General features: G+C 53.3%; 13 protein-coding genes, 2 tRNA genes and 1 pseudogene. 10 read left to right on the forward strand and 6 right to left on the reverse strand.

The window, feature by feature from the left end:
- Positions 1 to 55: 55 nt before the first annotated feature.
- From aroD to J5224_RS13470, 3 genes are all read right to left on the reverse strand, one after another.
- Complete coding sequence (aroD, locus tag J5224_RS13460) at positions 56 to 814, reverse strand: type I 3-dehydroquinate dehydratase (RefSeq protein ID WP_264625856.1); 759 nt, start codon at positions 812 to 814, stop codon at positions 56 to 58.
- A gap of 76 nt (positions 815 to 890) precedes the next feature.
- Positions 891 to 1757 (reverse strand): quinate/shikimate dehydrogenase, encoded by an 867-nt coding sequence (gene ydiB / locus J5224_RS13465; protein WP_264625857.1) that lies wholly within the window; start codon positions 1755 to 1757, stop codon positions 891 to 893.
- A gap of 131 nt (positions 1758 to 1888) precedes the next feature.
- Positions 1889 to 3124, reverse strand: a complete 1236-nt coding sequence (locus J5224_RS13470; RefSeq protein ID WP_264625858.1) for an MFS transporter — start codon at positions 3122 to 3124, stop codon at positions 1889 to 1891.
- A 621-nt stretch (positions 3125 to 3745) separates the two neighbouring features.
- Between J5224_RS13470 and J5224_RS13475 the strand changes: the two genes are divergently transcribed.
- A complete protein-coding gene (locus J5224_RS13475) occupies positions 3746 to 4645 on the forward strand; it encodes a LysR family transcriptional regulator (protein WP_264625859.1) in 900 nt (299 codons plus the stop codon).
- Between the two features lie 38 nt (positions 4646 to 4683).
- Here J5224_RS13475 and J5224_RS13480 read toward each other — a convergent pair whose 3' ends face one another.
- The 3 genes from J5224_RS13480 to J5224_RS13490 form a co-directional block, all read right to left on the reverse strand.
- Entirely contained in the window at positions 4684 to 5931 is a 1248-nt protein-coding gene (locus J5224_RS13480) for an MFS transporter (protein ID WP_264625860.1), read from the reverse strand.
- Positions 5932 to 6376: 445 nt separating this feature from the next.
- The gene (gene aroL / locus J5224_RS13485) at positions 6377 to 6892 is read right to left on the reverse strand and encodes a shikimate kinase AroL (RefSeq protein ID WP_264625861.1); all 516 of its coding nucleotides are present in this window, start codon (positions 6890 to 6892) and stop codon (positions 6377 to 6379) included.
- Positions 6893 to 6901: 9 nt separating this feature from the next.
- Positions 6902 to 7258: a YdiL family protein gene (locus J5224_RS13490; protein ID WP_264625870.1), complete on the reverse strand. Its 357-nt coding sequence runs from the start codon at positions 7256 to 7258 to the stop codon at positions 6902 to 6904.
- Between the two features lie 201 nt (positions 7259 to 7459).
- On the opposite strand from J5224_RS13490, the gene J5224_RS13495 reads away from it, so the two are divergent.
- From J5224_RS13495 to J5224_RS13535, 9 genes and pseudogenes are all read left to right on the forward strand, one after another.
- Positions 7460 to 8749 (forward strand): nitrate regulatory protein, encoded by a 1290-nt coding sequence (locus J5224_RS13495; RefSeq protein WP_264625862.1) that lies wholly within the window; start codon positions 7460 to 7462, stop codon positions 8747 to 8749.
- A 441-nt stretch (positions 8750 to 9190) separates the two neighbouring features.
- Entirely contained in the window at positions 9191 to 10453 is a 1263-nt protein-coding gene (locus J5224_RS13500; RefSeq protein ID WP_264625863.1) for a CmpA/NrtA family ABC transporter substrate-binding protein, read from the forward strand.
- Positions 10454 to 10455: 2 nt separating this feature from the next.
- Positions 10456 to 11384, forward strand: a pseudogene (gene ntrB / locus J5224_RS13505) (nitrate ABC transporter permease).
- A 12-nt stretch (positions 11385 to 11396) separates the two neighbouring features.
- On the forward strand, positions 11397 to 12191 hold the full coding sequence (locus tag J5224_RS13510) for an ABC transporter ATP-binding protein (protein WP_264625864.1): 795 nt from the start codon (positions 11397 to 11399) through the stop codon (positions 12189 to 12191).
- Positions 12192 to 12206: 15 nt separating this feature from the next.
- Positions 12207 to 16334 (forward strand): nitrite reductase large subunit NirB, encoded by a 4128-nt coding sequence (gene nirB, locus J5224_RS13515; protein WP_264625865.1) that lies wholly within the window; start codon positions 12207 to 12209, stop codon positions 16332 to 16334.
- On the forward strand, positions 16331 to 18997 hold the full coding sequence (locus tag J5224_RS13520) for a nitrate reductase (RefSeq protein WP_264625866.1): 2667 nt from the start codon (positions 16331 to 16333) through the stop codon (positions 18995 to 18997). Before nirB ends, J5224_RS13520 begins: the two co-directional genes overlap by 4 nt.
- A 17-nt stretch (positions 18998 to 19014) precedes the next feature.
- Positions 19015 to 19869, forward strand: a complete 855-nt coding sequence (gene cobA, locus J5224_RS13525) for a uroporphyrinogen-III C-methyltransferase (RefSeq protein WP_264625867.1) — start codon at positions 19015 to 19017, stop codon at positions 19867 to 19869.
- A 211-nt stretch (positions 19870 to 20080) separates the two neighbouring features.
- Positions 20081 to 20154: transfer RNA gene (locus J5224_RS13530), tRNA-Cys, on the forward strand.
- 6 nt (positions 20155 to 20160) lie between these two features.
- A tRNA-Leu gene (locus J5224_RS13535) sits at positions 20161 to 20247 on the forward strand.
- Positions 20248 to 20250 lie beyond the last annotated feature (3 nt).

A 20250-nucleotide genomic window follows, 5' to 3' on the forward strand; every position in this document is an offset into this window, starting at 1 on the left:
AATGAACGCGCACTGCGCGTGGCCGTGCACGCGGCTATAGCCGCGCCATCGCTATTCAGGATTGGTGTAATACCGTCAATACGGCGCGCAAATCTTTAACGGCAATTTGCCCTGGGGCAGAGGCCTTTTTCAGTGCGCCAAAGGTGGCGGCTGAACCAAACAGTTCGCCGGAGAGACGGGAGATAACACCGGTTTTCGACATGGACATGGTGATGATCGGGCGGTCAGCGTGCTTCTCATGCATTTCCAGGGTGGCGGCCAGCAGCGTGAGCACATCGTCTTTGCTCTGCGGCATCAGGGCGATTTTCGGGATATCGGCACCCAACTCCTGCATCTTGCACAGGCGCTTAACGATCTCTTCTTTCGGTGGAGTCTTGTGGAAATCGTGGTTGGACATGATGACTTTCACGCCGTGAGCATGCGCAAACGCCACGGTATCTTTCACCAGCGCATCGCCGGTAAACAGTTCCAGGTCGATCATATCCACAAACCCGCTCCCTACTACCGCTTTGTTCAAGGCGATATAGGCTTCGGCGGAGAGCGCTTTTTCCCCACCTTCTTGCTTGCTGCGAAAGGTAAACAGCAGGGGCTTGTCGGGGATGCAGTCACGCAGTGCGCGCACTGCCTCCAGCACGCTGGCGATGGAGGTCACGTCATCAAAATGGTCGGCGCGCCATTCCAGGATATCGACGTCGCCGTCCTGATAATGGTGGGCTTCAGACTTGATGGTGGCGATGTCTTTACCCATCAGCGAGACGATGATTTTTGGTGCGCCTTCGCCAAACACCCGATTTTTTACAGTTACGGTTTTCATGCTTTTCCCTTTACGTCATCATTTGCCACACAGTCTGATAACGCGGCGTGAGGAATACGCCGCGTACCGACGTGTTTTAGGCGTTAAATCCCATCACTTTTTTGATGTGTTCCAGCGGAAACTCTTTGCCGGTCCAGAGCTTGAATTGCTCAGCCCCTTGCCACAGCAACATGCCGTAGCCATCAATGGTCTTGCAGCCTGCATCCATGGCCATTTGCAGCAGTTTGGTAATATGCGGGTTGTAAACGCACTCGGTGACTAACAGTTCAGGGCGCAGCATGGCGATATCGCTCACAACGCATTGGTCTTCCAGCGGCTTCATGCCGACTTTGGTTCCGTTGGTCAGAATATCGGCGTGCGCGATGGCGTCGGCGAAGGCTTTCTGGTTCGCCAAATCACTGACGGTGACGGTGCAATCGGTGTTGTCATTCACGCGTTTGGCGAAGGCGATGGCCTGTTCGTAGAATTCATCTTTACGGTTGAACAGTTTGATCTCTTTGATACCTTCAATGGCTGCCTGGGCGCCAATTGCGGTTGAGGCGCCGCCCGAACCGACTAACACCATGGTTTTGCCCTGAATATCAAAGCCGCTTTCTTTGATGGCGCGAATATGCCCGGTACCATCGGTGTTATAACCACGCAAATACCCGTTATCATTAACAATGGTATTAATCGCACCAACCAATTTGGCGGCCGGTGTTAATTCATCCACATATTGGCAGGCCAATTGTTTATTTGGCATTGAGACGCCAGTACCACGCATTTTCAGCGCCTTAAGGCCTTCAATCGCTTTGCCAAACGTGGTGTTGTCTACCTCAAAGGCCATATAGGTGAAAGGCAACCCCGCTTTTTCCAACGCCTTATTTTGCATTTCCGGCGAAAGGCTGTGTCTGATGGGATAAGCCATTAATCCAATCAGTTCATATTTTGCGGTAACATCCATTCTAAACTCCTTACACAAGGTAATAATTGGTGGTGCAGTTATTCAGGCAATAGGCGGGCGTATATCGCGCAAACTGCCGATTGCCATTCTGTTCAGTGTTTAAAATTAATACTCACATTCTTGTGGTGTCGTTATTGAAAGAAACGTTCGCCGAACCGTACATCGGTTTGCGGGATTTTGAATACTTTGTAGTAGCGAATAAAAACCACGATGGCAGTAACAAAGGCCAGCAGGGCAAATGCGATATCCAACAAAATAATGTATTGCAGACCGATTTTTGACAGGTATCCGGTAATGAGCGGAATTAAGAAATTAGCCAGGCCACCCATCATCATGTAAACGCTGGTGACTTTGGCTTTGCTTTTTGGGAAAAATTCGGACATGACAGAAACGCCGAGTTGCAATATCCCACCTGCGGCTGAAAAACCGATAACAAAGGCCCCCACATTACACACCAACGGTGATGGGTAGAGGTAAATAATCGTGGCAGTGATCACCGAAACGCCGGTATTGAACACGTTGGCCCACACCGGGCGCACCATGCTTTTTAACAGCAGCGCGAAAATAAATACGCACACCAGTGAACCCATGCTGTAATACGAGATGGTTTTCAGCGCATCGGCTTCTGCCATACCGGCAAAGGCCATGGCATATTTCGGCATCCAGACCACAATGACGTAAAAAGTGGAGAATGCGGCAACACCAAAAATAATAGAGGCAACCCCTTCCAACCAGGCGAGCGGCTTACTGTTCATCTGCGGTAATTCTTTGGCGATAGTGGCATCCACCAATTGGCTGGGAAACTTGCTTCTGAGCAGCAGCAACGATACCAGCACAAACAAAACACCGGGGATGATCATCGCATAGCCATACCAGATGTGGCTGAGCAGCAGGTAGCTGACCAGCATCGGATATAACATCTGACCGAAGGAGATCATGGCTTTTAATAAAATGACCGCTGAACCTGATGTTTTGGGATAACACTCCATCAGTGCCGGATAGCCACCGGTATCCAGCGCCGCATTGGCGACACCGACGCACACCGCCAAGCCGAAGGCGACAATCAGATTGGGGCTGGCGGGAATACCAAAGAAGAACAATATATATAAGCTAACGCCGAGCAAGATGACCGAGCGGCGACCAAATTTGTCAGAGATAACGCCAAAGAAGAGAATACTGACCAATCGGCCTAAGCCAATGCCCGAAATCAGGTACGCTATACCCGCATTGTCAGTGCCAAATTTCTCCGCAAGGGATGTCATATTTTGTGCCAGCGTAATAACGCTGACGCCATGTAAAAAATAACTGAGATAGATACCGACGACGGCTAATAAGAAGGGCGCATTGAAGGCCTTATTCTGGCTCATGCTTTTCTCCGCATTTCGTTAATGATTCTGCTTGTTGTTGATGTTTTTTATAACCAGGGATAGCGGTTTTCGTTTTTCCTGACCTTTTGTGTTTCAATGATTATCGATACTGCGTGAGATACTTTTATTCTCGTTATGTAATGTATTAAATGCGGATGGTAATAAATACGTAATATGCCGTTTTAGTTGCCAACTTTATTGCTGTGCAATGTGAGGCGGCGGAGAGAACGGATGTTGATGAAATGTTTTTATTTCACAAGTGCCCTACAACAAAGCAATCTTAAGAAAGGCGGGATGCATCACATTGTGTTCACGGTGCAACGTTGTTTTGTGATCTGACAGCCAGTATTATTTTCTCAATTTATCAGAGGGTGTATATATGCTATAGCGCCGTGTCATTCCTGTCCGATTTATGTTTTTACTCATTAACAATTGCGTTACGCCGTGCATTTTTGTTGTTCAGACAAACGTACCGCCTATATTGCACAGCACGAAAACAATGTTGCATTAGCCCTGTTTGACGGGCGGTTGCAACGGTAAAAGCGGGATATGCTGGCAATAGGAACTTAACAATCTCACTGCGTGCAAATGACGCCGTGATACCTTGCCAAGAGGTCGGTCATGAATTTAAAACAGCTCCACTACTTTAAACGTCTGGCTGAAAAGCAGCATTACACCGAAGCGGCCTCAAGTCTGTTTATTACGCAGCCGTCGCTCAGCCACGCCATTGCCGAGTTGGAGAAAGAGTTAGGGGTGATGCTGTTTGAAAAATCAGGCAGGAATGTACGTATTACCCATGCGGGCAAGCTTTTTTTACCCTATGTGGAAAATGCGTTGCTGGAACTGGAGAATGGTCGTCTGGCGCTGCGTCAGATGTGTGGCCCGCAGGATGATGTAATCAGTCTGGCATTTATCTACACCATGGGCGAAACCGTGGTACCGCGCCTGGTCGATCGTTTTGTCCATCAGCCCGGTAATGACAACAAACGTTTTTGCTTTTATCAGGGCACCACGTCCGCGCTGGTGGACGATCTGAAAGCCGATAAATACGATATGGCGATCTGTTCGCTGGTGGCGGATGAGAATGAAATAGAGTTTTTACCGTTGATAAGCCAAGAACTGGTGCTGGTGACCTCTTGCCAACACCCGCTGGCACAGCAAGCGAAGGAAGACATCTCATTGGAAGAGGCTATCGCCTATCCGTTTATCTTCTTTTCACCGAAAAGCGGGCTGAGTCAGTTCATTGACAAGATGTTTATGCAGAAAAAACTGATCCCGGAAATTGCGTGTTATGTTGAAGAAGACACGGCGATGGTGGGATTGATCAGCGTCAATTATGGCATTGCCGTGATGCCGCGTATCAGCACACTCTCACGTTCGGATCTGCATGTGATGCGCATTCGCGATCCCGGCCCAACGCGCTATATCTACCTGGCTACGCGTAAAGACAAAATGCTGTCAGTGGCGGCGCAAGGGTTTAAAAAATTTGTCTTTGCCGCCTGCCAGACCTTGCAATTTTAGCGTTTGACGCCTCTGGCCTCGTGCTCAGAGGCAGGGTGTCAGGATGGGCGCCGCAGCGCACCGTCAACGTCCAGTTCATCCGCAGTCAGAAGGTTGTCACGAGTTTTCCGGTTGCGGTAGCCGATAAACAGCGCCAGCAGGAAACCGGCAGCGGCAACCCCGGTATCAAACCACATAATGCTGGCAATACTGGTTTGTGACAGTCTGGCGGTAATGAGAGGGATCGTGAAGGTCGCGATGCTGCCTGCGCTGTAGTAAATCGCGGTGGCTTTGCCTTTGGCGTGGGGAAACCGTACTGCCATCAGTGTCAACCCCAGTTGCAGGACGCCCCCCGCAGCGGAAAAGCCAATCACGAAAGAAAATACAATAACGGTGTTAGGGCTGGGATACAGACACACACCCAGCAGTGCCACAAACGAAATAAACGTGTAGAGCATCAGCAGTGAGGTGGAACTGACGGTTTTTCTCACTAACACGGCGGAGATGACTACACAGAGTAGCGAACCGACGGTGTAGATACTGAGCAGTTTGATTGACATGGTGTAACTCATGCCCGCGACAAACTGGCCGTACTGTGCCAGCCATTGGCTGATAAGGTAAAACGTTGCCATGGCGATGTAGCCATACAGCGTATAGCTGGCGAGATCCACCAAAGAACAGGCGTGTTGTGTAGGAGAACGTACCACAGGCGTTTCAGTCGCCAAGGTTTCCCGCACCACTTTTCCCGGATGTGCTGGGAAAGGATAACGAAACAGACAAATGCCATTGAGCAGCATAATGCCTGCGGCGATGATAAACGACCAGCCGAACCACAGGTCTGCCCATACCAACAGGCTGATGATCATGGGCAGCAGGAATTGTCCGCTGGAGACAAAGGCTTTAATGAGAATGTTGGCGGTGCTGGGGGAAGAGGGGAACGCTTCCATCAGCGATGGATAAGTGCCGGAATCGAGGAAGCTGTTAGCCATCCCGGCAAGAAAGCCAAAGCAATAGGCAGCAGCAATGCTTTGTGAGCCGAGAATGCCAAAGAAAAAGCCGAGATAGCATACCATTCCCAGATAGACGAACGGTTTACGGCCAAAACGGTCGGACAACATCCCTGCCAGCAACAGCAAACTCAGCCTGCCAATGCCCAGCGATGAAATGACGACAGATACCCCTGCGGCGTCGGTTTGCCACTGTTGCTCCAGATGTGGCATGTTCAGGCTGATTAATATCACCCCCATGCCATGCACAAGATAATTGAGATATAAGCCGAAGGCGGTTGGTATATATTTGTTTTTCATAGTTAGCCTTGTGAGAAAACGCCTGGGTGAAAAAAGAAACCCTGTTGTTTTCTTGCCCCGATGCGTAATACCAGTCTTATCTTGGTTTCCTGTCGTATTCAATTGACATAACCTACAGATTTACGGCCGGTTTTAAAGTTTTTTGATGCTAACAATCCCTTTGGGAAATGAATAATTCCTTTTTTTATATTAATTCATAGATTGTTTCTATCGGCAAATCCGATAAATGTTATTGATGTTAATTTTTATGCCCAAAACCCTGACATGTCATTCTATTTACCCAATGAAAAAGAAACGGATGTGTAACACTCAGTAGAATATGTTTTATTGGTGAAATTATCCTGTGGTTAATCGTGAGTCCTGCAGCGATAATAAAATCTTTAATTTGTGATTTGTCTCTCAAAGTATGGTTAAAATAGGTATCTCATTATCATTTTGCCACACATTATAACGAAATACAGAGAGCATAAATTTGTTGTAATACCTCAGTTTTGTCTTTATTGGCATCGATGACATAATGCGCGCTTTCCTGGTAAAGAGGGGCTCGCTCTTCGATAATACCAGTAATCTCTTCAGTAATAGATAAACCCGTTAGCGAAGGGCGCTGACTGACTGCTGGGTTTGATTTCAGTCGCGCGACTACGGTTTCTGCCGAGGTGGCAAGATAAAACACGATGCCGTGATTTTTCATGTAGTGACGGTTTTTTTCCGAGACCACCATTCCGCCGCCCGTCGCTACCACAGCATCACGTAACATAACGTCTTGGAGAATCTGACTTTCGATATCGCGGAAACGATCCCAGCCTTGCTCATCAACGATTTGCGCGATGGTTTTATTCGTTTGTTTTTGCACCAGATCGTCAGTATCAATAAAATGCCGATTTAACCGAGTTGCCAGCATCTTTCCTACGGTTGTTTTACCGGATGCGCGCGGACCGACTAAAATAATCGAATGAATCATCTATTATCCTTAACATAACCGTTCCAAGTTGTGTGCGTAAAGTTCAGCGGCAACGGATTGGTATATTTTCCACTCAATATAATCACCGTCGGTATAAACAGTACGAAAGTCAGCATAGTCGGGGAAAAAACGCATAGTATTATTTCCGATGCGATTATTAATTTTTTCGATGATCGCATCGAGCCGTTGCTTACGTTTTTTGTTCATCAGCATTAATGTGTCAATAACCTCTGTAGGTATTGGCTGTGCGCCACTTTCCCATAAACGCCAGGTTTCGCTTTCAGCACCGTTTGCAATATAGGTGGCTGCTTCATCAATACTCATAAAAAAAAGTTGACGTAGGGCTTGTAGCTCTAAAGGGTTCATCATAATGCGACTCCACAACGCAACGAATTATGCTGTCAGTAAATAACATTATTGCTTATTTGCCGGCTTGATTACTGTCACACTATTTTGTGCAACATTGTTTATTTGCAGTGTTATACGGGTTGGCGCGATCTTTGCATTACATTGTATCGGTGTGAGAGCCGTGTGTTTGATGAGAAGGCCTGTGCGCGGAGTAATCTGATGGTAGCGAACCCTGAAACCACCTTGCAATTTTTGATGACCTCGCGGCAGTGTGAACTGAACAGCCTGCGCTGCCTGCTGCAAAGCGGCGAACTGGTTGGCAAAATAAGCCAACTGGTGCATATGCTGCAACGGGAGCGCGGCACCTCGAACCTGTTTTTGTGCGCGCAAGAGAGCGTGGCGCCTGAGGCGTTGAGACTGCGTGAGCAGGATGTCGGCCTGGCGCAAGCACAGGTGATGGCCCATCTGTTACAACTGGAACAACGCACCGATCTGTTGCCTCAAGCCAGTCGTCTGTTCAGCCGGGCGGCGAGTGTGGTTTACAGCCTCAGTTTGCTACCGGTATTACGTCACAAACTGCGACAGCGCATGCTGCCTCAGCCAGACGTGATGACTGCTTTCAACGATATCATTCGACACCTGCTGGCGCTGGTTTTTGAGGTGTCAGATACTGCGGCTGAGCCGGGCATAGCCCGGGCGCTGGTTGCCATGTTCAGCTTTATGCAAGGCAAAGAATTTGCCGGGCAAGAGCGTGCGTTAGGGGCGGCAGCCTTTGCCACCGGCGCATTTACCCCGGATCGCCAGCAGGCGTTGCTGGATTTGATTGAACGACAAGAACGTTGTTTCGATACCTTTGTCGATTTTGCCGATGATGAAAACAAGGCTCACTGGCAGCAACTGGGCACCGATCGCGAGTTTGAACGCTTGCGCCGTATAGCCTGCACCCGCATGGCAGCGGGGGCGTTGAATGCAGGGGAGAGCATGCGCTGGTTTGCACTGGCGACTGAGCGTATCGATGCGATGAAACGCTTGGAAGATGCCCTGGAACAAACGTTGATGGCACTGTGTCAGCAGCGTATCACGGCCGCAGAAGCGGCCTGCCGCGATCAAGCTGTCAGCGTTGAACATTTGCTTGAACAGCAGCAGGACCATGCGCATGGCTATTCGGTGTTTATGCCGGGTGAAGAGATGGTGTCCTCACAAACCGCAGCCCAGTGGATCAGCAGCGATGGGGTTTGTCCGCAGTTAGGGCGCTCTTTGTTATCGTTGGTGCAGACACAATCACGTCGATTGCAACGCCTCGATAGCGAACTGACAGAAATGCGCGCTTCTCTGACCGAGCGCAAACAAATCGACCGCGCCAAAGGCATGTTGATGCAGCATCGCGGCATGACCGAGGAGGAAGCGTATAAAACGCTGCGCAGCCTGGCGATGAGTCAAAACAAAAAGCTGGTGGAGATTGCCACGGCCATGCTGGCGGTGGCGGATGTGTTCCAAAGTCCTCCCTGAAACCCCTGTAAGCGGCTTTATATGCACACTAATCGTGCGTGCGTTGCCAGATTAGTGTGCAACCCTGTGTGTCATCTCTCTGCTTGCAGGGCGAGCGACTCATCGCTGGCAGTGGCTACGCCGTTAGCATTGTTCTGGTTATCTCCCCGCAAATTATCGTGTTAACTGTGTTTCATCTCACAATGTTTGCGGTTTTTATTGTGTTATTTCCATATTGGTATGGTTGTTGCTTTTAACTTGGTGTGGCGATGAATCCGTTGCGAAACCACGGGGATCGAAACGGATTCATACACTGAACATGATTAAGTGTTCCTCTTATGCCAACGGCGGTATCAGGGGGGCACGGGCAAAGGCGTCCATCAGCATGCGTTCACGCATGGCTTATGGACGCCTTTTTTATTTTTCACAGTCCTACCGGCTGTAGACGTAAGGGTTGCGTTGATGAGTGAAACGAAAAACAACACATCATTTTCCCGTCGCCAGTTTCTCGCGGGAAGTGCGGCACTCGGCGGCAGTTTTTTATTACCGGGGTTGATGAATAGCGTTTGGGCAGCCGGTTCTGACGCACCGGAGAAAACCACGATCCGCGTCGGTTTTATTCCTCTGACCGATTGCGCCTCGGTGGTGATGGCCGCAGAAAAAGGGATCGACAAGAAATACGGTATCACTATTGTCCCCAGCAAAGAGGCAAGCTGGGCTGCGGTGAGAGACAAACTGGTTTCCGGCGAACTGGACGCTGCACACATTCTCTACGGTCAGGTGTACGGTTTGCAACTCGGGCTGGCGGGTACGCAGCACGATATGGCGGTACTGATGACCCTGAATCAGAACGGGCAGGGCATTACGTTGGCGAATGCACTGCGTGATGCTGGTGTGACCGACGGCGCGTCACTCAAGCAATTTATCGCCGCCAGCCCGGCGGGCACGCACACGTTTGCACACACCTTTCCCACCGGTACGCATGCCATGTGGCTTTATTACTGGCTGGCGGCGTCGGGTATCCACCCGTTTAACGATATCCGCACCGTGGTCGTGCCACCGCCGCAGATGGTGATGAACATGAAGATTGGCAACATGGTGGGCTGCTGCGTGGGTGAGCCCTGGAACCAGCGTGCCATCAGCGAGGAGATTGGTTTTACTGCCGCAACGTCGCAGGAGGTCTGGCCCGATCATCCCGAGAAAGTATTAGGCACCCGCGCCGCCTGGGCTGATGAAAACCCGCACAGTGCCCGCGCGCTGACGGCTGCCGTGCTGGAGGCCGGGCGCTGGATTGATGCCTCCGATGATAATCGGCGTGAAACCGCTGCGGTTATCGCCGGGCGCGCTTATGTCAACACCAAAGCGGAGCAGATCGTTGAGCGCATTCAGGGCAACTACGACAACGGCCTGGGTAAGCGCTGGAAAGATGAGCACGCCATGCGTTTTTACCGCGACGGTGCGGTGAATTACCCCTATCTCTCTGACGGCATGTGGTTTCTGACCCAGCACCGACGCTGGGGGTTGCTCGACAGCGATCCGGATTATCTGGCAATAGCCAAAAAAATCAACCGTACCGAACTCTACAAGCAAGCTGCAAGTCAGGTGGGCAATGTGCCGTTGCCAGGTAGTGATATGCGCAGCAGTACGCTCATCGACGGTATCCGCTGGGATGGCAGCGATCCGGTGGGATACGCCAACGGTTTTAGTGTCAATAAGCGAGGCTAGCCATGAAAGTTCAGGCACAGGTTGTTCCCATAGTGGCAGAGGTTGTGGATACCAAACCTCACAGCGCGCAAGTACTCTCACTCCCCGAGACGACTCGCCCCACAACAGCGTCACCGGTGGTTTCCACGCCAGCGCCACGCACACCCCGTTGGCCGGTGCAGGCTCGGCGCTTGGCGCAGGCCATATTGCCCGCATTATTGGGCATCGTGCTGCTGTTGGGGGGGGGCAAGTGGCTGCGCTCAATAGTGAAGGTTTTCCGACACCGTGGCAGACGGCGCAATCAGCCGCCGTACTGTTCGCCGACCCCTTTTATGTTGCAGGCCCTAACGATCAGGGCATTGGCTGGAATGTATTGGCCTCTTTGAAACGCGTCGCTATCGGGTTTGGGCTGGCCGCACTGGTGGGGATCCCCGCGGGTTTCATGATTGGCCGCTTTCGTTTTCTCGCTGGCATGTTCAACCCGGTTATCGCGCTGCTGCGCCCGGTCAGCCCGCTTGCCTGGTTGCCGATCGGTTTGCTGCTGTTTCAGCGCGCCGAACCCGCCTCCAGTTGGACCATTTTTATCTGTTCGATTTGGCCCATGATCCTCAACACGGCGGAGGGTGTACGCCGAATTCCTCAGGATTACCTGAACGTAGCGCGTGTGTTGAATCTCTCCGAATGGAACCTGATGTGGAAAATTCTGTTTCCTGCCGTGCTGCCTCATGTGTTAACCGGCGTGAGGTTGTCTATCGGTATTGCCTGGCTGGTGATCGTTGCCGCCGAGATGCTGACCGGCGGTATTGGTATCGGTTTTTGGATCTGGAACGAGTGGAACAACCTGAACGTGGAAAACATTTTGATCGCCATTCTGGTGATCGGCGTTGTGGGGCTGCTGCTGGAGCAGGGGCTGATGTTGTTGGCAAAACGTTTTAGTTATGACAACCAATAAGAGGATACCGCCATGTCATCAACGCCAATTATTCAAGTCCAACAGGTCAGTCAGCGCTTTTCGACCGCCAGCGGTGAGTTTCTGGCATTGGACAACGTCAGCTTTGATATTCAGGCCGGTGAAACCCTCAGTCTGATTGGTCACTCGGGCTGTGGAAAATCCACGTTGCTTAACCTGATCGCCGGATTAACGGCGCCAAGTGACGGCGGATTGCTGTGTGATAACCGCGAAATTACCGGGCCGGGACCGGAGCGGGCCGTGGTGTTTCAGAACCACTCACTGCTGCCGTGGCTCACCACCTACCAGAATGTGGAACTGGCGGTTAATCAAGTGTTGCGCCGCGCCATGAGTAAAGCGGAACGCCATGACTGGATTCTGCACAACCTTGATTTGGTGCACATGGGGCACGCTATCGACAAGCGACCTAACGAGATTTCCGGCGGCATGAAGCAACGCGTTGGCATTGCACGTGCACTGGCGATGAAACCCAAAGTGCTACTGATGGACGAGCCGTTCGGTGCGCTGGATGCCTTAACGCGCGCACATTTACAGGACGCTGTGATGGATATTCAGCAACGGCTTAACACCACGATTGTGTTGATCACGCACGATGTGGACGAAGCAGTATTGCTGTCGGACCGGGTATTGATGATGACCAACGGCCCGGCGGCCACGGTGGGGGAGATCATGACCGTCGATCTGCCGCGTCCGCGATCGCGCGTCACGTTGGCAGACGATCCTCGTTATCACCAGTATCGCCAGCAAGTGCTCTATTTCCTGTATGAAAAACAGCCTAAAGCAGCCTGATAAGCGAGTAGCGGCATGAAGCGACTGGTGATTATCGGTAATGGCATGACCAGCGCCCGGCTGGTGGAAAACCTGCTGCACATCGCAGCGCAGCGCTTTCAGATAACGGTATTCGGGGCTGAACCCTGTGCCAGCTATAACCGGATTATGCTCTCCCCGGTGCTGGGGGGAGAAAAATCCTTTACGGAGATTCTACTGCCCGCTGCTGCACCCGAGCACGGTATTTGTTATCGCCTGGGGGAACTCGTTCACCACATTGATCGCGAACGACGTTGTGTCGTCTCGGCAGGCGGTGAAACGGGTTACGACCATCTGGTGATTGCCACTGGGGCACGTCCGATGATGCCGCCGTGGCCCGGCGTTCACCTGGCGGGTGTGGTGGGGTTTCGCACGTTGGAAGATGTTGACGTCATGCTTGCTGCAGTACGCACCAACGCCCCGGTGGTGGTGATTGGCGGAGGATTGCTCGGCATTGAAGCGGCGGCGGCACTTCGGCAACAAGGGGCGTCAGTCACGCTAGTGCACCGTTCATCGATCTTAATGGATCGGCAACTGGATGAGACTGCGAGCGCACTGCTGGTGACCACGCTGCAAACGCGGGGCATCCAGTGCCTCATGTCGGCAGAGGTCGCCGCGTTGCGAGGAAACCGCCGTGTGGAACAGGTGCAGTTAACCGATGGTCGCTGCCTGAGCGCCGGGGTGGTGGTCGTGGCGACTGGCGTTACGCCTGAGTGTGAACTGGCGCGTAACAGCGGGGTGCCCTGTGCGCGAGGCATTCTGGTCGATGGACAGTTATGTACACAGGATAGCCATATCAGCGCGCTCGGTGAGTGCTGTGAGCTGCGGGGCGAGACGTTTGGGCTGGTTGCCCCTTGTCTGGCGCAAGCGAAGGTGCTGGCGCAGCGTTTGGCGGGGCAACCCGTCGAGGATTATCGCTCAGAAATGCTGGCCACTCGCCTCAAGGTCACGGGAATTGCAGTGGTCAGTGCCGGTGAACTGACACCGCAAACGGATGACGAGGTACACACGCTGTTCGATCCGCTGACGCCGCGTTATCGCCAACTGATTTTTCGTGCCGGACGCCTGCGTGGTGCGCTGCTGTTCGGTGACGCCGGAGACAGTGCACATCTGCTGTCGGTGATGAAGGAGGAGGCAGCTCTTGAACCTGCGCCTCTGCTATTTGGTCTCTCTTCCACGGCGGTTGAAGCCGTGCCGCAGTCTGTGAGGAGTCGTATGATGAGTAAACCTGTATTGATTGTTGTTGGCCACGGTATGGTCAGCCACCATTTTCTTGAACAGTTGGTTGAACGTGGTTTGCATAAGCAGTACCACATCACGGTTTTTGGTGAAGAGCGCTACCCTGCCTACGATCGCGTTCATTTGTCCGAGTATTTTTCCGGGCGCAGCGCTGACGATCTATCCATGGTGCAAGCGGGTTTTTTTGAACGTCATGATATAGAACTGCGCACCCAGTGCGAAGTGACGGCCATCGATCGTCAGCGCCGTTGTGTGGTTGATGCTCAGGGAAGAGAAACACCCTATGACCAACTGGTGCTGGCAACCGGATCGTATCCCTTTGTGCCACCGTTGGCTGGCAGCGATCGTCTTGGATGCCTGGTCTATCGTACTCTGGACGATCTCGATGCGATTGCCGACTGTGCTGCGCAATCGCACAGTGGGGTGGTTATCGGCGGCGGGTTATTGGGGCTGGAAGCGGCCAATGCACTGCGCCAACTGGGGCTGGAAACGCACGTAGTGGAATTCGCGCCGCGTTTAATGGCTGTGCAGTTGGATGACGGCGGTGCTGCGATGCTGCGGCGCAAGATTGAGGCCTTAGGGGTTCAGGTGCATACCGGCAAAGCCACACAGGCAATTGTGGACGGTGCCGCGGCGCGCCATCGCCTGTGTTTTGCTGATGGCAGTGAGTTGGAGAGCGATCTGGTGCTGTTCTCCGCTGGCATCCGTCCCCGTGACCAACTGGCGCGTGATGCCGGACTGGAGATCGGCGCGCGCGGCGGCATTGTGATTGACGATGCCGGGCAAACGTCTGACGCTAACATTTACGCCATCGGTGAATGCGCCTGCTGGCAACAGCAGGTGTTTGGGCTGGTCGCGCCTGGCTACCAGATGGCACGCAGCGTGGCGGCGACCCTCGCCGGACAGAACCAACCCTTTACCGGTGCCGATATGAGCACCAAATTGAAACTGCTGGGCGTCGAGGTGGCGTCTATCGGTGACGCTCATGGCAAAACCGCCGGTAGCCGACACTATCAATGGCATGATGGCCCGCGTGAAGTCTATAAGAGCATGGTGGTGTCGCAGGATGGCAAGCGCTTGCTGGGGGCCGTGTTGGTCGGTGACAGCAGCGACTACAGCACGCTGCTGCAAATGAAGCTCAACGACATGGTGCTACCCGCGCATCCCGCGTCGCTTATTCTTCCCGCACAGGAAGGCGCACCGGTGAAAGGGCTGGGGGTAGCCGCGTTGCCAGCCACTGCGCAGATTTGCTCCTGCCATAATGTCACCAAAGCGGATATTTGCGCGGCAGTGGCAAAGGGCTGCCATGAATTGGGGGCGATAAAAAGCTGCACCAAGGCAGGAACCGGCTGCGGTGGCTGCGTACCGCTGGTAAAACAAGTCATGGAACATGAATTCACGCAATCTGGCGTTGAGGTGAAAAAGGACATCTGCGAGCACTTTGCCTATGACCGTCAGGCGTTGTATCACCTGATTCGCGTTAATGACATTCGCACTTTTGATGACCTGATTGCCAGCCATGGGCAGGGGCGCGGCTGTGAAATATGCAAACCGTTGGTTGGCTCGATACTCGCTTCCTGCTGGAATGACTATCTGCTGCAACCACAGCATCTGCCTTTGCAGGATACCAACGATCGTTTCTTTGCCAACATCCAGAAAGATGGCACCTACTCTGTGGTGCCGCGTATTCCTGCCGGAGAGATCACCCCTGAGGCGCTGATCGCGATTGGGCAGGTAGCACAGCGTTATCAGCTTTACACCAAGATAACCGGTGGTCAGCGGGTCGATCTGTTTGGGGCCAGGGTTGAACAGCTGCCTGCTATCTGGCAGGAATTGCTTGATGCCGGGTTTGAGACCGGTCACGCCTACGGTAAATCGCTGCGCACGGTGAAATCCTGTGTGGGATCAACCTGGTGCCGTTATGGCGTGCAGGACTCTACCGCACTGGCTATCCAGTTGGAGAACCGTTACAAGGGGTTGCGCGCCCCACACAAGATTAAAATGGCCGTGTCCGGTTGTACGCGTGAATGCGCTGAAGCGCAGAGCAAAGACATTGGTGTGATTGCTACGGATAAGGGCTGGAACCTCTACGTGTGCGGTAACGGTGGTATGAAGCCACGTCATGCGGATTTATTCGCCAGCGATTTGGATACCGACACCTTGATTCGCTTTATCGATCGTTTGCTGATGTTTTACATCCGCACCGGCGATCGCCTGCAACGCACCAGTACTTGGATGGATAATCTGGACGGTGGTATCGACTACCTGCGTGAGGTTGTCATTGATGACGCGCTGGGCGTCGCCGACACGCTGGAAAGTGATATGCAACGGGTGGTGGACAGTTATCAATGCGAATGGCGCACCACGCTGGAGAGCCCCGATCGTCTGGCGCTGTTCCGTGGTTTTATCAATAGTGATACGCCCGATGAAGGCGTGGTGCAGGTCGCTGAACGCGGGCAACCTCGCCCGGTGCCGCGCGATGCGTTGCCGATTAAAGTGAGTGAACCCGTGTTGGCCGCAGAAGGGTGGACCTGCGTCGGCACCGTAGCGGATATTCCGCCTAACGCGGGCATGGCGGCACGCGTAGGGCAACAGCAAATTGCCCTGTTTCATCTGGCGGGACCGGTGCCACACATTTATGCATTGGACAACCATGAGCCGGGGAGTGCGGTAAACGTACTGTATCGCGGTATTGTTGGCGATGTTGACGGTGAACCTGTGGTTATTTCACCGCTCTATAAACGACGTATTCGACTTGAGGATGGCATCAGCCCTGATGATGACAGCCTGCGGGTTCGCGCCTGGCCGGTGAAAGTCGAACAGGGAAAAATCTGGGTGGCACATCGCGCCATGATACCGTTTTCACCTGTTGCGGAGGCATCATGAACACCTGCCGCACCACATGCCCCTACTGCGGCGTAGGCTGTGGTGTGCTGGCGGAGGTGACAGCTGAAGGTCAGGTCGCCATTAGCGGTGACAACGCGCACCCGGCAAACTTTGGGCGGCTGTGCGTCAAAGGTGCGGCGCTGGGTGACACGCTCGATCTGGCGGGCCGTCTGCTTTGGCCGATGATCGACGGCAAACGCGTTGCCTGGGATGACGCGTTGGATACGGTCGCGAATGAACTGCGTGGGATCGTTGACCAATATGGCCCGCAGGCGGTGGCGTTCTATGGGTCAGGGCAACTGCTGACCGAAGACTACTATGTGGCTAACAAGCTGATGAAGGGATTTATCGGCAGTGCCAACATGGATACCAACTCTCGATTGTGTATGGCATCGGCGGTGATTGGCTACAAACGGGCCTTTGGCGCGGATGCGGTGCCGTGCAGTTACGAAGATATCGAACGGGCGGACATGGTGGTGCTGGTGGGGTCAAACGCCGCCTGGGCTCATCCCGTCGTGTATCAGCGCCTGTTACAGGCGAAGCAGCAGCGGCCCGCACTTCGTGTTGTGGTTATCGATCCGCGTCGAACGGCAACCTGCGATATTGCCGATTTGCATTTGCCCCTGCTTCCCGGCAGCGATGCGGGGTTGTTTAACGGGTTACTGCGCTATCTGGCGCAGCACGATCGGCGAGGCCATATCGAGTTGACCGACGTCGAGACGGCGTTAGATCATGCACAGAGCTGGACATCAGAGAGGGTTGCCGATTTTTGTGCGTTGTCACAGCAAGATATTACCCTGTTTTATCGCTGGTTTGCCGACACAGATAACGTGGTGACACTGTATTCGCAAGGGGTTAACCAATCCTCCTCCGGCAGTGATAAATGCAATACCATCATCAATGCACATCTTTTTAGCGGCAAGCTGGGTTATCCCGGCAGTGGACCGTTTTCGATAACCGGTCAACCGAATGCAATGGGGGGAAGGGAAGTCGGTGGCCTTGCCAACCAACTGGCGGCGCACATGGGATTTACGCCGCAGGATATCGATCGCGTTGGGCGTTTCTGGGGAACAGCCAACGTGGCACAACACCCCGGATTAAACGCGGTTCCACTGTTTCAGGCGATTGAACGCGGCGAAGTAAAAGCGGTATGGATCATGGGGACCAATCCGGTGGTCTCATTGCCGGATGCCGATCGGGTGCGGCGTGCTTTACAGCACTGCCCGCTGGTGATCGTTTCTGATGTGATGCGCCATACCGACACCACTGCCTGCGCGCGCGTGCTGCTGCCCGCCTTGGCGTGGGGAGAAAAGGACGGCACCGTCACTAATTCAGAGCGGCGCATTTCGCGTCAGCGAGCTTTTCTGCCCGCGCCCGGGGAAGCGCGCGCGGATTGGTGGATTCTCACTCAGGTTGCTCAGCGCCTGGGGTTCACCGCCGCATTTCCCTATACCCATCCGGCGCAGATTTTTCGCGAACATGCGGCGCTGTCCGGCTTTGAAAATTGTGGTACGCGAGCGTTTGATATCAGCGCATTGGCAACACTAAGCGATGCGCAATGGCACGCGTTAACACCGGTTCAATGGCCGGTCACCGCAGATGCGACGCAAGGAACGGCTCGCTTATTCAGTGAGGGGCGCTGCTGGCACCCTGATGGGCGAGCGCGGCTGATCCCGATTGTGCCCAGCCTGCCCGCTGTAGCCCCCGACCACCACTATCCATGGGTACTCAATACCGGGCGTATTCGCGATCAGTGGCATACCATGACGCGAACGGGAAAATCTGCCCGTTTGCTGCGTCATCTCAGTGAACCTTACTGTGAGATGCATCCACAGGATGCTGCCGACAACGGCATACACGCCGGTGATATTGTGCGATTGAGCTCGGTCCACGGATGGATGTTAGCCAAAGCGCAGTTGGACAGCGGGCAGCAGCGTGGCTGCGTTTTTGTTCCGATGCATTGGAATCAACAGTTTAGTGGACAAGCGCGCGTGGGGAGCCTGATTGCGCCAGTGACCGATCCCCATTCAGGGCAACCGGAAAGTAAACATGCACGAGTACGCCTCCAGCCGTGGGCCACACGCTGGTTTGGCGAGATTTTCCTGATGGGGGAACAGCCTCCGCCTCCCTGTTGTTACTGGAGCAAAATCACGGCAACGGGTATCAGTCATTATCGTATGGCGGAGTGCGAACCTTTCGGTGACGGCTGGCAATGGCTGGCTCGTTACACCGCATCGATGAATAAAGCCTTTCAGAATTTGACCTATCAATGGGCACAAGGTGGTGATGGGTTGTTCTATGCCATCGGTTGGAAAGATCAACAGGCCATGATTGCCCTTTACGTACAACGTGTGCCGCTGGTGCTGGAAAGCGCAGTGATCTATGAGACGCTGTTGAATGACGCTTTACCGCTTGCGGAGCGCAGCCGGATTTTACTGTCTGGTGGCGCGTGTTCTGAACAAGACGCAACGGGCGCAACCGTATGCAGCTGTTTTGGTGTAGGGGAGGGGGCGATTTTGCAGGCAATACGCGGTGGCTGCCAGACGGCGGCAGCATTGGGCACTCAGCTCAAATGCGGTACCAACTGCGGTTCATGCATTCCTGAGCTTAAAGCATTGATACGACAACACGGTGAACCTATCGTCTTACAGCACGCTGGATAACGGGATAAAGGTAGCAGATGAAAAAAGTAACGCAAAACCACCCTGTTCCGGCAGGAGAAGCCGTGAACCCTGGTGATGTCTGGCTGGTGGGTGCCGGCCCTGGCGATGCCGAGCTGTTAACGCTCAAGGCATGGCGTGCGATCCAGCAAGCCGATGTTATTGTGCACGACCGTTTGGTGTCTGAGCAGATCATGGCACTGATACCTGCGACGACACTGTGTATTGACGTTGGCAAGTGCCGTGGACGTCACCCACTGTCGCAAACCCAGATCAACCAACTGCTGGCTGAGTTGGCGCAAGCACAGCAGCGAGTGGTGCGGCTGAAGGGCGGTGATCCTTTCATTTTCGGTCGTGGCGGAGAAGAGATGGATTTCTTGCAGCAACAAGGTATTCGCTGCTGTATTGTACCGGGTATCACTGCTGCCACCGGTTGCGCCGCCGCAGTAGGATTGCCGCTGACACACCGCGATTGTGCTCAGTCTGTGCGCTTTATTACCGGACACAGCCGAGAGGGAGAACCCGTACTTGATTGGCCTATGCTGGCGAAAGGTGAACAGACGTTAGTGTTCTATATGGGATTGAGCCACGCCAACCGGCTTTCTCAGCAACTTATCGCGCATGGCATGACAGGCACTACGCCGTTAGCGATTATTGAACGTGGCACTCAGCCACAACAACGGCTGCTGACGGCAACCTTGGCAACATTACCGCGACTGCTGGCGCAGTATCAACCTCAGTCACCCGGTTTATTGGTGGTGGGCGATGTTGTACGCTTTTGTCGCTATCCGGCATTGACGCTGATGCAAGATGATGATGTTGCTGCGGCGTGGATTGATGACGATATGCCGACTAAACAGCCATTTTGCTGCTAAATACAGCGAGAATGGTAAATAATGGGCCGCCGTGGTGAGCTTTTGAGCGTTCGGTTTTATCCCGACGACAAAGGGCTTGCCATCAGCACGTAACCAGTCCATAATAGCGTCCATTCCTGAAACGGAAATGAAAAAATCTTATTTAATCAATAAGTTATAAGTGAAAACTTATTGATATGACCAAAAGTTTAAGGTCAGTAGGCAGAATAAAGGCGCGTTGGCAGAGTGGCCATGCAGCGGATTGCAAATCCGCCCACCTCGGTTCGACTCCGGGACGCGCCTCCAATTTTCGCCCGGGTGGTGAAATCGGTAGACACAAGGGATTTAAAATCCCTCGGCGTACGCGCTGTGCGGGTTCAAGTCCCGCCCCGGGCACCATCA

It is taken from the genome of Candidatus Symbiopectobacterium sp. NZEC135, from assembly GCF_025962695.1.

Excerpts from the sequence above, each read along its gene's own strand:
- J5224_RS13520 (WP_264625866.1), top strand. The coding sequence starts at position 16,331 with ATGAACACCTGCCGCACCACATGCCCCTACTGCGGCGTAGGCTGTGGT.
- J5224_RS13490 (WP_264625870.1), bottom strand. The coding sequence starts at position 7,258 with ATGAACCCTTTAGAGCTACAAGCCCTACGTCAACTTTTTTTTATGAGT.
- J5224_RS13510 (WP_264625864.1), top strand. The coding sequence starts at position 11,397 with ATGTCATCAACGCCAATTATTCAAGTCCAACAGGTCAGTCAGCGCTTT.
- aroD (WP_264625856.1), bottom strand. The coding sequence starts at position 814 with ATGAAAACCGTAACTGTAAAAAATCGGGTGTTTGGCGAAGGCGCACCA.
- J5224_RS13475 (WP_264625859.1), top strand. The coding sequence starts at position 3,746 with ATGAATTTAAAACAGCTCCACTACTTTAAACGTCTGGCTGAAAAGCAG.
- J5224_RS13470 (WP_264625858.1), bottom strand. The coding sequence starts at position 3,124 with ATGAGCCAGAATAAGGCCTTCAATGCGCCCTTCTTATTAGCCGTCGTC.
- J5224_RS13480 (WP_264625860.1), bottom strand. The coding sequence starts at position 5,931 with ATGAAAAACAAATATATACCAACCGCCTTCGGCTTATATCTCAATTAT.
- aroL (WP_264625861.1), bottom strand. The coding sequence starts at position 6,892 with ATGATTCATTCGATTATTTTAGTCGGTCCGCGCGCATCCGGTAAAACA.
- ydiB (WP_264625857.1), bottom strand. The coding sequence starts at position 1,757 with ATGGATGTTACCGCAAAATATGAACTGATTGGATTAATGGCTTATCCC.
- J5224_RS13495 (WP_264625862.1), top strand. The coding sequence starts at position 7,460 with ATGGTAGCGAACCCTGAAACCACCTTGCAATTTTTGATGACCTCGCGG.
- J5224_RS13500 (WP_264625863.1), top strand. The coding sequence starts at position 9,191 with ATGAGTGAAACGAAAAACAACACATCATTTTCCCGTCGCCAGTTTCTC.
- nirB (WP_264625865.1), top strand. The coding sequence starts at position 12,207 with ATGAAGCGACTGGTGATTATCGGTAATGGCATGACCAGCGCCCGGCTG.
- cobA (WP_264625867.1), top strand. The coding sequence starts at position 19,015 with ATGAAAAAAGTAACGCAAAACCACCCTGTTCCGGCAGGAGAAGCCGTG.